The following is a 14,972-nucleotide window of genomic DNA, read 5'->3' as shown; positions in this document are numbered from 1 at the left end:
CGGGCGGCCCGAACGGCCGCCCGGCCCGCAGCGACGGTGCCCTCGAGGCATCCCTCAGGGCCGTACACCCACCGGCACCCCCATCACCTCGCGGGCGTGCCGGGACGGCGTCAGACCGAGGCGCCAGGCCTGCCAGCCGTCGTCCAGGTCCACCCCGCGGTTCAGGACCACCCGGAACGCCTCCGCGCAGTCCTCCAGCTTCGCGTCCCGCAGCGGGTGCGCGGCCGCCAGCAGGTCCGCGAGCTCCTGCTGGGCCACCGCCGTACCCACCTCGCTGCCGCCCGGCGAGGCGTACGGCAGCAGCGTGCACCGCAGGAACGCCGCCCAGTCGCCGCCCCGGACGTCGCCGTACGAGGCGAACAGGGTGATCGCCTCGCCGCAGAGCTCCAGCGCCTGCGCCGCGCGGTTGTTCCCGCCGTCGACCAGCGCCAGCTCCAGGCAGGTCCATGCCTCGCCGTGGGCCACTCCGATGCGCCTGAAGTCGGCGCGGGCGTCCACCAGGAGCTGCCGGGCGAAACCGGAGTTGCGCAGGTTGCCCGTCTGCGCCGCCCGCTGGTCGCGGGTGACGCGCCCCGAGTGGTGCCGGGCGCAGGCCAGGCCGTAGACGTCCCGCATCCGGGAGAACATCGTGCGGGCCCGTTCCAGCTCCCGCACCGCCTGGTCGGTGTCGCCGTCCTCCTCCAGCGCCTGCCCCAGGTAGTAGCGCGTCCATGCCTCGCCCCGGGCGTCCTCGTTGCCCCGGTGCCGGGCGAGGGCCCCGCGCAGCTGCTCCACCGCGGGGGCGGGGTCGCCCTCCAGCAGCCGGGCACGGGCCAGCTGGGTCAGGGCCCAGGCCTCCCCGCGCTCGTCGCGGGTGCGGCCGTACAGGTCCAGCGCGGTGGACAGTTCCTCCTCGGCCCGGGCGACCTCGCCCATCCGCAGGCAGACCTGGCCGAGCTGGAAGTGCGACCAGGCCTCGCCGTGCAGTGACTCGCCCTCGCGGTGCAGGGCCAGCGCCGTGTCCAGCAGGGTCAGTGCCTCGGCCAGATTGGCCCGGTCGCGTTCGACGGCGGCCAGGGCGTGCAGGGACCAGGCACGGTCCTCGGCCTGCTCCGGCGAGGCCTGCAGGGCGAGCGCCTCCCGCAGCCGTGCCGACGCCTCCGTCAGATTGCCCTGGTGGTGCAGGGTGATGCCGAGCGAGCAGAGCGCGAGGGCCGCGCCCGCGTCGTTGTGCGCCTCGCGGTAGAGGCCGACGACGGAGGACAGGGTGGTGCGGGCCTTGTCGAGCTCGCCGAGCTGCCGGGCCGCGATGCCCGTACGCCACTGGACCGACCGCTCCAGGAGCCCCTGGTCGAAGGCCTGTGTCAGCTCGCTGATCTCTCCCAGCCGGTAGAGGTCGCCGCGCAGCAGGCAGTAGTCGCACAGGGCGCCCAGCAGATGGAGCACGGCCCGCTGGTCCACGCCCTCGGTGTGCCGCAGCGCCGAGGTGATGAAGCTCGACTCGTCGTCCAGCCAGCGCAGGGCGGCGTCCAGCGAGCTGAAGCCGTGCGAGCCGAACTGTCCCGCGCGGGTGGACATCTTGCCGTCCACCATGCGGATCACGGCGTCGGCGAGCTCCGCGTAGTTCTGGATCAGGCGTTCCTGCGCGGCCGTACGGTCGGCGGCCGGCTCCTCGTCGAGCAGCCGGGCCAGGGCGAAGTCCCGTACGAGGTCGTGCAGTCGGTAGCGCGCGCCCCGCACATGGACCAGGAGCCCGGCCCGGGCCAGGGACTCCAGCAGGCGGCCCGCCTCCTGCTCGTCGGAGGAGAGCAGCGACGCCGCCGCCGCGGCACCCAGGCTGGCGCGTCCGGCGAGGGCGAGGCGGCGCAGCAGCCGGCGGGCCGGTTCGGGCTGATCGGTGTAGCGCAGCCACAGGGCCCGCTCGACGGGCGCGACCGGGCCGTACGCCCCGAGGGCCTCGGCGAGCTCGGACCGGGTACGTGCCCCGAGGGCGGAGCCCACGACGCGCAGGGCGAGCGGCAGCCCGCCGCACAGCTCGACGACGGCGTCCGTCGAGGGGTAGTCGTACGGGCCGCCCTCCTCGTCCTGGGCGGACTCGCGCAGCAGTTCCTCGGCGCCCGCCGCGTCCAGGCCGCCCACCGGCAGATGGTGCACCCGCGCCGGGATGCCGGCGGGCAGTTCGAGGGGCTCGCGGGCGGTGACGAGGACCAGGCTGTCGGAGCGCTCGGGCAGGAGGGTGCGGATCTGGGCGGCGTCGGTGGCGTCGTCCAGGATGATCGTGACGGGCGTTCCCGTCAGGTGCTGGTGGTAGAGCTCGCTCAGGCGCCGTACCTGCTGTTCGGCGGAGGACCTCTCCCGGAAGAGCAGCTGTTCGCGGGGAGCCCCCAGGCGGTTCAGCAGGTGCAGCAGGGCGTCCCGCGTCGGCAGGGGCGCCTCGCCGGTCACATCGCCGCGCAGATCGACCACGCACGCCCCGCGGAACTGGTCCTTGAGCGCGTGCGCGGCCCGTACGGCGAGTGCGGTGCGCCCGGAGCCGGGAGTGCCGTGCAGGACGACGACGGTCGGCCTGGTCTCGGTCGCGGCGCGGGCGGCGTGCACCCACTGGGCGATCTGCGCCATCTCAGCGCGACGGCCCGCGAACGGCCCGTCCACGGCGGGCAGATGACCGAAGGACTGTTCGAGGAGTGAGCGCGTGCGTGCGGCCGCGCTGCGGTCACCCCCGCGCAGTTGCGCCACCACGGACGCCCCGGCCTTCTTCTTCGGAGGGCGGGCCGAGGCGGTCAGCATCCGCTGCTGGTCGAGGAACGGGCGGATGCCCCGTACCTCCAGAGCCGTCAGCCACTCCAGGCGCAGCTGTTCGGGGCCGCCCGGCTGGTTCCGTTCACCCGCCCTGCGATGCGCCGCCGGCCAGTGCGAGGCGGTGACCCGAGCCACCGTCGCGGTCGTCCCCGCGACGGCGACGACCGCGCCCGCCCCCAGGGCGAGACCGGTCGCGGTGCCCAGCGCCAGATCCGCGCCGAAGGCCGCAGCGGCGGCAACTCCCGTCACCAGCAGTGGTGTTCCCAGTGTTGTTCTGCTGAATCGCGCGGACAGCGGCTGCTGGCCGGCCCCCGCGGCGTCCAGCGCCTGCGTGTAGGCGGCGTACTCGTCGGCCGCGCCCGCCGCCATGGTGTCGAACGAGCCCCGCGCACGCGCAAGCAGCGCGCCGGAGTCGGTCCGGCCTCCCGTCCGCCGCGCCTCTTCCTCCACGGCGCGTACCAACAGCCCTTCGGCTTCAGCCCGATGGCTGTCCCGCATGCGTCCCCCTAGGTTCCAGCGACTTCGAATCCTCCGGCTGCCACAAGCATCCAGTGTCCTGCGTACGGGGCTTCGGCGCGAGACCGTGCCGGACACGGCACAGCAAAGAGCCCTTGCCCGCCCGGCTGTTTCGAGTGCGCCACCGAGGTCCTCCTTCCGGCGGCGTCGGCACCCGTCACGATCGCTGTCCGGCCCTCGAGTGGTCCGGTCATCGCCTGATCCTCTCCATGTGCCGCTTGTCGCCCTCGGCGCTCGGCGTCATCCGGGTGACCAAGGCGGCGAACAGCGGAGACGAGCACCCGACCTGCGTCCGTCGAGATTGGACTTCCTCACAACGCCGATGTCCCGGGCTGCCTGGCTAGAGTGATGTGGTGCCGAGCGACGAAACCCCCGATCTGATCGTCGAGGTCACCGAGCAGCTCAAGGCCGAACACGCTGAGCTCGGCCGGCAGGCCGCCGCGGCGATCTTCTCGACGTTGCCGAGCTACACGGGCGTCGACGAGACGTCGGTGCACGCCTCGGTCGGGAGGAACACCGCCCGCGCCATCGCCACCCTGGTCTCGCGCAGCGCCCCCGAACCGGGAACCAGCGCCGAGGCGGCGATGACGACCAGTGAGCGGCTGCGGCAGGGAGTCCCGATCGAGGACATCATCCGCGGGTACCGGATCTCCCTTCGGGTGATCCACCATCGGTTCATCGAGCTCGCCGGCGCGAAGGCAATGCCGGCAGACCGGATCCTGGAGTACTCGAACCTGCTGTGGGAGGTCGGCGACTGGTTCATCGCCGGCGCCGCTGCCGAATACCGCGACCACGAGGTCCGCTCGGCGGTCCGGGATTCGATGCGGCAGGTCGAGCTGTTCCGCGAACTGCTCGCCGGCGGGCTGAGCGAGTCGCAGATCCGGGCGGCGGCGGCCTCGCTGGCGCTCGATCCTTCGGCGCGCTACGCCGTGTTCCGGATGCACGGCCAAGCAACGACCGTCGACGCCGTTCGGGCCCGGATGGATGCGCTGACGCCGCGGCCGGAGCTCGTGACCGTGTCCGGGCGCAGCGGCTGGATCGGCCTCACGTCGGCGCCGGACACCCTGGCCGAGCTGCCGCACCCGGTGGCCGTCGGCCCCGCCGTCCCGCTGGACGAGCTGGCGTCGTCGGAGCGGATCGCCACCCGGATCCTCGACCTGGTCGCCGACGAGGCGCCCCGCGCGTACGCGCTGGAGGACGTGACCTGGCGGCTGGCCACGGTCGGTGAGCCCGCGGTCACGGCCCTTCTGGAGTCCCGGTACGTCGCGCCGGCGAGGGAACTGGGCGAGTTCGGTGAGCTGCTGCTCTCCACCGTCCGGGCTTTCCTCGCAGCTGATCTCAACATCGTGCGGGCGTCCGAGGCACTGGCGGTGCACCCGAACACCACGCGCTACCGGCTGGCGCGCTACGAGGAGCTCGTCGGCGTGCGGCTCACCGCCACGAACACGATCGTCGAGCTCGCCTGGGTCCTGGATCCCCTCGGCTGCACCGGCTGATCCCGTTGGAGAATTCTCCAACGAGCGGGACGCAAGGTTAGCTGTCGATCCGTAGGAATCATGACGTGGTGACTGCCACGCTACGGGTCGTTCGCGTGACCGGGGACACATCTGGAGGTTCGGTCCTCCGGTGCCCACGACCCGTGCTGGAGATCTCCCGTGACAAGTAACACCGACGGCGCCCAGGACATCGACCTGGGGGAGGGCCGCGCCTTCGCCGACATCTGGTGCGACCGGGTGGAGGCCACCCCGGGCGCCACTTTCCTGGTCTTCCGGGACGACGCGGGCAACGTCCGCTCCTGGACCTACGAGCAGTTCGACGCCACGGTCGGGCACGCGATGCAGGTCATGCTCGCCCGAGGCGTCACACCGGGCTCATCGGTCCACCTCGTGCTGCGCAACAGCCCGGCCTTTCTGGCCTTCTGGCTGGCCTGCACCCGGCTGGGCGCCTGGATGGTGCCGGTCGACCCGGCCTCCGGCGAGCGTGACCTGCACCTCCAGCTCGAGCGGGTCGGTCCACGCCTCGGGGTGTGCGCGAAGGCGCGGCGAAAGGCCTACGCCGCAGCAGCCGAGAGGGCCGGACTCGACCAGGTGCTCGAACTCGACGAGACCGCGGTGGACGTCGACCTGCTCGCCGCGGAAGCCGCCGCTCTGCCGGCGCTCCCGCCGCTGGAACGCCCGGGGCCAAAGGACCGGATCGCGACGATGTTCACCTCCGGTACCACGTCCCGGCCGAAGGGCGTCGTGCTCACCCAGGCCAACTACGCGACGCTTGCCCGGGTCATGTCGGCAGTGGCGAACCTGGAGGCCCGGCACCGGTGGTTCGTGACGTTGCCGCTCTTCCACGGCAACGCCCAGTACTACTGCTTCACCCCGGCGATCGCCGTCGGTGCGAGCGTGGCTCTGACCGCGTCCTTCAGCGCCGGTGGATGGGTGGGCAGCGCCCACGACTTGCGGGCCACACATGCCAGCCTCTTCGCCGCCCCGATCCGGATGATCCTCGCCCGCACCCCCGAGGACGCTCCCCGACTCGCTCTCGAGCACGTGTGGTTCGCGCAGAGCCTGGGCCAGGAACACCACCGCCGGTTCGCCGAGATCACCGGTGTCACGCCACGTCAGCTGTACGGCATGACGGAGACGGTCGCCATCGTGACCGCAGACGTCTCCGAGCCGCCGGCGCACGACGTCATCGGTCGGCCGGTACAGGACCGACGCGTACGGTTGGTCGACTTGAGCACCGGGGACGAGGCGGGGACCGGGAAGCCCGGCATGATCCATGTCGCCGGCCGCCGCGGCATCGACCTGTTCCGCGAGTACCTCGACGCCCCGGAGACCACCGGACGCTCTTTCAGCGAACCGATCGACGCCGACGGCACGGTCTGGTTCGCCACCGGTGATCTCGCCACTCGCGACGAGACCGGCACGCTCCGCTTCGTCGGTCGCGCAGATGACGTGATCAAGGTGTCCGGCGAGAACGTCAGCCTCACCGAGGTCGAGGCCGTCCTCGCCCAGGCGCCGGGCGTGCTCGAAGCCGCCGTCGTGGCCAAGCCGGACCCGGTCCGCGACGTCGTCCCCATCGCCTACCTGGTGCCGCGGGACGCGGCCGAGCCGCCGAGCACCGACGACCTCAATGCCTGGGCCGAGCGCGAGCTCGCACCCGCGGCGCGGCCGCGGGAGTGGCACCTGATCGACGAACTCCCACGCACCAGCGTCGGCAAGGTGCGGCGCTTCGCCGTCACCGACCAGGCCACGTCCCAGCACTGAAGCCCGACCGACCCTCACCGTCCGACCAGCGAGGACCACCATGTCCGCCACCCACATCACCGTCGAGCCGCGTCGGCGCCGCCGGGCCTTCCTCGGAGCCGTCACCGGCCACCTCATCGAGTGGTACGACTACGGCGTCTACGGCTTCGTCGCCATCTACATCGGACAGCTGTTCTTCCCGGCCGACAACGAGGCGAGCCAGCTGATGAGCAGCTTCGCCGTCTTCGCGCTGAGCTTCTTCATCCGGCCACTCGGTGGGCTCTTCTTCGGCCCGATGGCTGATCGCGTCGGCCGCAAACAGACACTGCTCGTCGTCATGCTGCTGATGTTCACCTCGACGTTCGCCATCGGCCTGCTGCCGACGCACGCGGCGATCGGCATCACCGCACCGTTGCTGCTGGTGCTCACCCGGTGCCTGCAGGGCTTCTCCGCCGGCGGTGAGATCGGTACGACCACCGCGTTCATCGCCGAGTACGCGGGCCCGGGACGTCGCGGCTACTCGACGAGTTGGCTGATGGTCACCGCCGTGCTCGGTCTGCTCCTCGGCGGCGTCGTGGCCAACGGCCTGATCGTGCTGCTGGGAGACGAGGCGATGCTGGCGTGGGGCTGGCGAATCCCGTTCCTGGTCGCCGGGCCGCTCGGTCTGGTCGCGCTCTACATCCGGCTGAAGCTCGAGGACAGCCCTGAGTTCCAGGCACTGGCCGAGCGCGGCGAGAAGTCCGAGGCACCGACACGGGAGGCCTGGGCATGGAAGCGGGCGATCGCGTTGATCTTCTGCATCATCACCCTGCACGCCTCGCTCTTCTACCTGGTCGTCACTTACGCCTCCACCTACATGTCGACCGCACTGGGCTTCAGCAACAACGCCAAGTTCCTGTTGGTCGTGATCGCCATGGCCGTGACCGCTGCGGTGATGCCGTTCGGCGGCATGTTCACCGACCGGTTCGGTCGGAAGTACTTCCTGCTCGTGGTCGGCCTGGCCGGCACCGGCGCGGTGATCTGGCTGTTCGAGTCCGCGCCGGGCGCGACCCCGGCGAGCTTCGCCGCACCGTTGCTGACGGTGTCGATCTGCCTGGGGCTGTACGCCTCCTCGACGTACGGCACCATGTGCGACCTGTTCCCGACCCGGGTGCGATCGACCGGCATCTCGCTGGCCTACAACGTGCCGGTGGCCCTGTTCGGAGGCAGTGCGCCGCTGATCTCGGCCTGGCTCATCGGGCGGACCGGGGACATCGCGTCGCCGTGGTACTTCTACGTCGCCACCAGTGTCCTCTCGCTGGTCGCGCTGGTCGTGCTCAAGCAGTCCGACTTCGACCGGGCGGACCGGCACGGCGCGACCCTGCCGGCACCCCGCACCGACGCGGCGCCCCACACGGATCCGGTGGGGGAGGTGACGGCGTGACCCGCGGCCACTCCACTCCCGACGTCGTCATCGCAGGGTGGGGCCATCCTCCGTTCGGCAAGCACGAGGGCACGCTCGAGACCCTGCTCGTGACCGCTGTCCGCGACGCACTGGCGCACGCCGGCATCGAGGCCTCCGACGTCGACGAGATCGTGCTCGGCAACTTCAACGCCGGGATGAACGCCCTGGCGTTCCCGTCCTCGCTCGTCCTGCAGGCCGACGACGCACTGCGCGGGCTTCCGGTCACCAGGGTCGAGAACGCCTGCGCCTCCGGCTCGGCGGCGGTGCACACCGGGATCCGGTCGATCCTCGCCGGCACCGCCGACACGGTGCTGGTCGTCGGCGCGGAGAAGATGACCGAGCGCGACAGCGCCACCGTCGGGCAGGCATTGCTCGGAGCCGACTACGAGGCGGCGGGACAGGTCAGCACCAGCGGCTTCGCCGGGCTCTTCGCCAAGGTGGCCGACGCCTATGCCGAGCGGCACGGCGACCCGTCGGAGGCGATGGCCCGGATCGCGGCCAAGAGCCACGCCCAAGCCGTCAAGAACCCCCTCGCCCACCTGCGCAAGCCACTGGACTTCGAGTTCTGCCATACCGTCTCCGAGAAGAACCCGCTGGTGGCGGGCCGGCTGCGACGCACCGATTGTTCCCCGGTCTCGGACGGCGCGGCCGCGCTCGTCCTCACCCGTGCCGGGCGCATGTCTTCCGCAGCCGCCACCCGCGGCGTCGCCGTCGCTGCGATCGCCCACGCCAACGACTACCTGCCAGGTCGCCGTCGCGACCCGCTGGAGTTCCACGGCACCGCGGCAGCCTGGCGAGCCGCTATGGACGCAGCCGACGTCGGCCTCGGTGACCTGTCGTTCGTCGAGCTGCACGACTGCTTCACCATCGCCGAGCTCAACCTCTATGAAGTCCTCGGCATCGCCCCTGAGGGCAGGGGCGCGTCGGCGATCGAGAGCGGCCTGGTCATGCCGAGCGGCAACACGCCGGTGAACGTCTCGGGCGGGCTGAAGAGCAAGGGACACCCGGTCGGTGCGACCGGCGTGTCCCAGCACGTCCTTGCCTGCATGCAACTCACCGGCACCGCAGGTGAGTTGCAGCTGCCGCGAGCCGACCGGGCGGCCGTCCACAACATGGGCGGGCTCGCCGTGGCGAACTACGTGAGCGTGCTCGAGGCCCGGCGGACATGAACCCCCGGGAGCGCAGAGCGTTCCGCCCAAGGACGTCGCACGTGCTGCGGCTCTTCAGGAGAACGGCCTCGCAGTGGGGGTGGCCGGGTCCGGCGGCCCTTTCACCGCTACCGGCCCGGTCGCGGGAACGTCCGTCCCGGCAGCGGTCCTTGTCGTCGTCGTACGGGCGCTTCGCCCCGATCACGGTGTGCTCACGGCACAGGCGGACCGACCTCTGCGACGCCCAGGACGACGAGGCCACTTTCGTGTGAGAGTGCGGCGAACCTCCACCCCTCCCCGGTGAGCCCGTCCCCCCGCCGCCACGCCCGGTGCGCAAGGATTGGGGCATGGCCAACCGACTCGCACAGACCACCTCCCCCTACCTCCTCCAGCACGCCGACAACCCGGTCGACTGGTGGCCGTGGTCGCCGGAGGCGTTCGAGGAGGCCCGCCGGCGCGGGGTCCCGGTGCTGCTCAGCGTCGGGTACGCCAGCTGCCACTGGTGCCACGTGATGGCCCACGAGTCCTTCGAGGACGCGTCCGTCGCCGACTACCTCAACACGCACTTCGTGCCCGTGAAGGTGGACCGCGAGGAACGGCCCGACGTCGACGCCGTGTACATGGAGGCCGTGCAGGCCGCCACCGGCCAGGGCGGCTGGCCGATGACCGTCTTCCTGACCGCCGACGCCGAGCCCTTCTACTTCGGTACGTACTTCCCGCCCGAGGCCCGGCACGGCATGCCCTCCTTCCACCAGGTGCTCGAAGGGGTCGTGGCCGCCTGGACCGATCGGCGCGAGGAGGTCGCGGAGGTCGCCGGGCGTATCGTCCGCGACCTCGCGGGCCGCTCCCTGACCGCCGGCGAGGAGGGCCTGCCGGGCGAACCCGAGCTGGCGCAGGCCCTGCTGAGGCTCACCCGCGACTACGACGAGAAGCACGGCGGCTTCGGCGGCGCCCCCAAGTTCCCGCCGTCCATGGTCATCGAGTTCCTGCTGCGCCATCACGCCCGCACGGGCGCCGAGGGTGCCCTGCAGATGGCCGCCGACAGCTGCGCGGCCATGGCGCACGGTGGGATCTACGACCAGCTCGGCGGCGGCTTCGCCCGCTACGCGGTGGACCGGGAGTGGGTCGTCCCGCACTTCGAGAAGATGCTCTACGACAACGCGCTGCTGTGCCGCGTCTACGCCCATCTGTGGCGGGCCACCGGCTCCGACCTGGCCCGCCGGGTCGCTCTGGAGACCGCCGACTTCATGGTGCGCGAGCTGCGGACGGCCGAGGGCGGGTTCGCCTCCGCGCTGGACGCCGACAGCGAGGACGCGCAGGGCCGCCACGTCGAGGGCGCGTACTACGTCTGGACTCCCGCGCAGCTGCGTGAGGTGCTGGGCGAGGAGGACGCCGCCTTCGCCGCCGAATACTTCGGGGTGACCGAGGAGGGCACCTTCGAGGAGGGCTCCTCCGTCCTGCGGCTCGCGCGGGCCGGGGACGCGGAGTACGCCGACGACGCGCGGGTCGCCGGTGTACGGGCCCGGCTGCTCGCGGCGCGGGAACTGAGGGTGCGCCCCGAGCGCGACGACAAGATCGTCGCGGCCTGGAACGGGCTGGCGATCGCCGCGCTCGCCGAGACCGGTGCGTACTTCGGCCGGCCGGACCTGGTCGAGCGGGCCACCGAGGCCGCCGACCTGCTGGTGCGGGTGCACATGGGCGACGTCGCCCGGCTCTGCCGCACGTCGAAGGACGGGCGCCCCGGTGACAACTCAGGGGTCCTGGAGGACTACGGCGACGTGGCCGAAGGGTTCCTCGCGCTCGCGTCCGTCACCGGCGAGGGCGCCTGGCTGGAATTCGCGGGCTTCCTGCTCGACATCGTGCTGGAGCGGTTCACCGGCGAGAACGGGCAGATGTTCGATACCGCGGACGACGCGGAGCAGCTGATCAGGCGCCCCCAGGACCCCACCGACAGCGCCACCCCGGCCGGCTGGACCGCCGCCGCCGGTGCGCTGCTCTCCTACGCGGCCCACACCGGTTCCGAAGCGCACCGCACGGCGGCCGAGGGCGCCCTCGGGATCGTCGGGGCGCTCGGCCCGAAGGCACCCCGGTTCATCGGCTGGGGGCTGGCCGTCGCCGAAGCGCTGCTGGACGGCCCGCGGGAGGTCGCGGTGGCCGGTCCGGTCGCCGGAGAGCTGCACCGGACCGCGCTGCTGGGACGGGCGCCGGGTGCGGTCGTCGCGGCGGGCGAGGGGCCGGACGCGGGCACCGAGTTCCCGCTGCTGGTGGACCGGCCGCTGGTGGGCGGCGAGCCGACCGCGTACGTGTGCCAGCACTTCGTGTGCGACGCGCCGACGACGGACGCGAGGGAGCTGGCGGAGAAGCTGGGCGGCTGACGCACCTACGGCGAAGGCCCGGCCGCCGCGGCCGGGCCTTCGCCGTAGGTGAGGGAGGCGGGTCACTGCTGGTAGGCGACCAGTGAGATGCCGACGTAGTGCACGATGAACGCCGCCAGGGTCAGCGAGTGGAACACCTCGTGGAAGCCGAACCAGCGCGGTGACGGGTTCGGGCGCTTGAGGCCGTAGATGACGCCCCCGGCGCTGTACAGCAGCCCTCCGACGACGACGAGGACGAGCACCGCGGTCCCCCCGGTGCGCATGAAGTCCGGCAGGAAGAACACCGCGACCCAGCCCATGGCGATGTAGCACGGGGTGTAGAGCCAGCGCGGGGCGCCGACCCAGAACACGCGGAAGGCGATGCCGGCCGCCGCAGCGCCCCAGATCGCCCACAGGAGCGGGCGGCTGGTGGACTCCGGCAGCAGCAGGAGGGTCAGCGGCGTGTAGGTGCCCGCGATGATCAGGAAGATGTTGGCGTGGTCGAGCCTGCGCAGCACGGCCTCGCCGCGGGGGCCCCAGGTTCCCCGGTGGTAGACCCCGCTCACACCGAACAGCAGGCAGGCGCTGAGTACGTAGACGGCGCAGGCGACCCGCGCGCGCGTGCTGTCGGCCAGGGCGATCAGGGCGATTCCGGCGATGACCACCGCGGGGAACATTCCCGCGTGCAGCCAGCCGCGCATCCGTGGTTTGACCGGGACGGGATCGGTGAGCTCGACGGGGCCGGGCGCGGCGGCGGCAGAAGTCATATCCGCATGCTACCTACGCTTCCGTAGGTAGCCGATCCGAGTGGCGATGCTCACGTGTGCGGCCCTCTGGACATATGGGCGAGTTGGTCGGATGATCAAATGAGTGCGGTCGGCACCGGATGAGCGCCAGGGGAATTCGTAGGGGTCAGCATCCGGGTCGCAGCCCCCACGGGGCCTGACAACACAACCCTCTCTACAAGGAGCGATCGTGGCGCGAGACATCGCGGCTCCCTTCTCTGTTCCCACTCGGCACCAGGAGCTCGTCTCCTGGGTGGACGAGATCGCCGCCCTCACCCAGCCGGACCGTGTGGTCTGGTGCGACGGATCCGAGGCCGAGTACGAGCGCCTGTGCGGGGAGCTCGTCGCCAAGGGCACCTTCACGAAGCTCGACCCGGTCAAGCGCCCGAACTCGTACTACGCCGCGTCCGACCCGAGCGACGTCGCGCGCGTCGAGGACCGCACCTTCATCTGCTCCGAGAAGGAGCAGGACGCGGGCCCGACCAATCACTGGAAGGCGCCCGCCGAGATGCGGGAGATCTTCGCGGGGGAGAAGGGCGTCTTCCGTGGCTCCATGCGTGGCCGCACGATGTACGTCGTCCCGTTCTGCATGGGACCCGTCGGCTCGCCGCTCTCCGCGATCGGTGTCGAGATCACCGACTCCGCGTACGTCGCCGTCTCCATGCGCACCATGACGCGCATGGGCCAGGAGGTCCTGGACGAGCTCGGCACCGACGGCTTCTTCGTCAAGGCCGTCCACACCCTCGGCGCCCCCCTGGCCGAGGGCGAGGCCGACGTGCCGTGGCCCTGCAACTCCACCAAGTACATCTCGCACTTCCCCGAGGACCGCGAGATCTGGTCCTACGGCTCGGGCTACGGCGGCAACGCCCTGCTCGGCAAGAAGTGCTACGCGCTGCGCATCGCCTCCGTCATGGCCCGGGACGAGGGCTGGCTCGCCGAGCACATGCTGATCCTCAAGCTCACGCCACCGCGCGGGGAGTCGAAGTACGTCGCGGCCGCGTTCCCGAGCGCCTGCGGCAAGACCAACCTGGCCATGCTGGAGCCCACCATCCCCGGCTGGACCGTCGAGACCATCGGCGACGACATCGCCTGGATGCGTTTCGGCGAGGACGGCCAGCTGTACGCGATCAACCCCGAGGCCGGCTTCTTCGGCGTCGCGCCCGGCACCGGTGAGCACACCAACGCCAACGCCATGAAGACGATGTGGGGCAACTCCGTCTTCACCAACGTCGCGCTCACGGACGGCGGCGACGTGTGGTGGGAGGGGATGACCGAGGAGTCCCCCGCGCACCTCACGGACTGGAAGGGCAACGACTGGACCCCCGAGTCCGGGACGCCCGCCGCGCACCCCAACGCCCGCTTCACCGTCCCGGCCGGGCAGTGCCCGATCATCGCGCCGGAGTGGGAGGACCCGAAGGGCGTGCCGATCTCGGCGATCCTCTTCGGCGGGCGCCGCGCGTCGGCGGTCCCGCTGGTCACCGAGTCGTTCACCTGGCAGCACGGTGTCTTCCTCGGTGCCAACGTCGCCTCCGAGAAGACCGCCGCCGCCGAGGGCAAGGTCGGCGAGCTGCGCCGCGACCCGTTCGCCATGCTGCCGTTCTGCGGCTACAACATGGGCGACTACATGAAGCACTGGGTCAAGGTCGGCGCCGACAAGGCGGACCAGTCGAAGCTCCCGAAGATCTACTACGTGAACTGGTTCCGCAAGAACGAGGCGGGCAAGTTCGTGTGGCCCGGCTTCGGTGAGAACAGCCGTGTCCTCAAGTGGATCGTCGAGCGGCTCGAGGGCAGGGCCGAGGGCGTCGAGACCCCGATCGGCATCCTGCCGGCCAAGGGGTCCCTGGACACAGAGGGCCTGGGACTCTCCGAGTCCGACCTCGAGTTCCTGCTCGACGTCGACAAGGAGGTCTGGCGCGAGGAGGCCGCGCTGATCCCCGAGCACCTCAACACCTTCGGCGACCACACGCCGAAGGAGCTGTGGGACGAGTACCACGCGCTGGTCCGGCGCCTCGGCTGATCCCTCGTGAACCCCGCGGCCGGGTCTCCACGACATCCGCCCTGACCTGTGGGGTCGGCGGCCCGCCGCGGCCACGGCACCCGGAGCCCCCTCATGGTTCCGGGTGCCGCTTGTTTACAGGAGACCTTCTCCAGGGGGGCGCCGCCCCGTCACCGGGGGAACGTCCATGCACCGGCGACAACGTGGACACAGGACCTTCACGTCTGCCGGCCCGTGGCCCGTGCCGCGTGCGGTCCGCGTGAGGGGTGTGGCACCCGGTCCACGCGTCTTCTCGACCCGTGGACCGGGGCCGTCAGGGGGTGCCGACCAGGACGGTCGGCGCGGTGGGTGCGGACAGGGCCGCGGTGTGCGCGTCCATGGCCTCGGCCGCGAGGATCGCCGCGGCGGTGTCGGCGCGGGACGCCGCCACCACGAGCGCCCGGCCCGCGAGGGCGTGGGCGCGGCGGTGCAGAGCGGCCGGGGACGCCTCACTCCGTCCGGCGTGCCGGGCGGGCGGGGCACCACGGAGCCGGGCCACCTGCTGGGCGACGCGGTCGCCCATGGTGGCGAGCCCCAGCTCGTCGGTGACGGCGAGCAGGGCCGCGAGATGTCCGGCGAGCTGGATGTCCAGCTCGTCCTCGCGGCTGCGGTGCGGGAAATCGGCGTCGTCGGCCGATGTGTGTACCGACTTGGTGCGGATCGGCTCGTACAT

The 14,972-nt window shown here is 71.6% G+C and carries 9 protein-coding genes; 6 read left to right on the top strand and 3 right to left on the bottom strand.

Going from position 1 to position 14,972, the window contains the following annotated elements:
• Positions 1 to 54 precede the first annotated feature (54 nt).
• Positions 55 to 3,276 carry a tetratricopeptide repeat protein gene (locus ABZ441_RS05145; RefSeq protein WP_358968550.1) on the bottom strand — a complete coding sequence of 1,074 codons (3,222 nt, stop codon included), beginning with the start codon at positions 3,274 to 3,276 and terminating at the stop codon, positions 55 to 57.
• A gap of 371 nt (positions 3,277 to 3,647) precedes the next feature.
• Between ABZ441_RS05145 and ABZ441_RS05140 the strand changes: the two genes are divergently transcribed.
• The 5 genes from ABZ441_RS05140 to ABZ441_RS05120 all read left to right on the top strand — a co-directional run bounded on the left by ABZ441_RS05140 (position 3,648) and on the right by ABZ441_RS05120 (position 11,500).
• On the top strand, positions 3,648 to 4,790 hold the full coding sequence (locus ABZ441_RS05140) for a helix-turn-helix domain-containing protein (protein WP_358968547.1): 1,143 nt from the start codon (positions 3,648 to 3,650) through the stop codon (positions 4,788 to 4,790).
• 159 nt (positions 4,791 to 4,949) lie between these two features.
• Positions 4,950 to 6,554, top strand: coding sequence for an AMP-binding protein (locus ABZ441_RS05135; protein ID WP_358968544.1), 1,605 nt, complete (start codon positions 4,950 to 4,952; stop codon positions 6,552 to 6,554).
• Positions 6,555 to 6,594: 40 nt separating this feature from the next.
• On the top strand, positions 6,595 to 7,956 hold the full coding sequence (locus tag ABZ441_RS05130; protein WP_358968542.1) for an MFS transporter: 1,362 nt from the start codon (positions 6,595 to 6,597) through the stop codon (positions 7,954 to 7,956).
• The gene (locus tag ABZ441_RS05125; RefSeq protein WP_358968539.1) at positions 7,953 to 9,146 is read left to right on the top strand and encodes a thiolase domain-containing protein; all 1,194 of its coding nucleotides are present in this window, start codon (positions 7,953 to 7,955) and stop codon (positions 9,144 to 9,146) included. The genes ABZ441_RS05130 and ABZ441_RS05125 overlap by 4 nt, the downstream gene beginning before the upstream one ends.
• Positions 9,147 to 9,472: 326 nt before the next feature.
• The gene (locus ABZ441_RS05120) at positions 9,473 to 11,500 is read left to right on the top strand and encodes a thioredoxin domain-containing protein (protein ID WP_358968536.1); all 2,028 of its coding nucleotides are present in this window, start codon (positions 9,473 to 9,475) and stop codon (positions 11,498 to 11,500) included.
• A gap of 62 nt (positions 11,501 to 11,562) precedes the next feature.
• Here ABZ441_RS05120 and ABZ441_RS05115 read toward each other — a convergent pair whose 3' ends face one another.
• Positions 11,563 to 12,246, bottom strand: coding sequence for a hemolysin III family protein (locus ABZ441_RS05115; RefSeq protein WP_358968532.1), 684 nt, complete (start codon positions 12,244 to 12,246; stop codon positions 11,563 to 11,565).
• A 208-nt stretch (positions 12,247 to 12,454) separates the two neighbouring features.
• On the opposite strand from ABZ441_RS05115, the gene ABZ441_RS05110 reads away from it, so the two are divergent.
• Complete coding sequence (locus ABZ441_RS05110; protein ID WP_358968529.1) at positions 12,455 to 14,281, top strand: phosphoenolpyruvate carboxykinase (GTP); 1,827 nt, start codon at positions 12,455 to 12,457, stop codon at positions 14,279 to 14,281.
• A 292-nt stretch (positions 14,282 to 14,573) separates the two neighbouring features.
• On the opposite strand, the gene ABZ441_RS05105 is transcribed toward ABZ441_RS05110, so the two are convergent.
• Positions 14,574 to 14,972 (bottom strand): hypothetical protein, encoded by a 399-nt coding sequence (locus ABZ441_RS05105; RefSeq protein ID WP_358968526.1) that lies wholly within the window; start codon positions 14,970 to 14,972, stop codon positions 14,574 to 14,576.

The sequence above is a fragment of the Streptomyces sp. NPDC005752 genome (assembly GCF_040630715.1).
Taxonomy (GTDB): domain Bacteria; phylum Actinomycetota; class Actinomycetes; order Streptomycetales; family Streptomycetaceae; genus Streptomyces.
The sequence above is the reverse complement of the archived record's forward strand: the minus strand, read 5'-3'. Positions and strand labels throughout refer to the sequence as shown.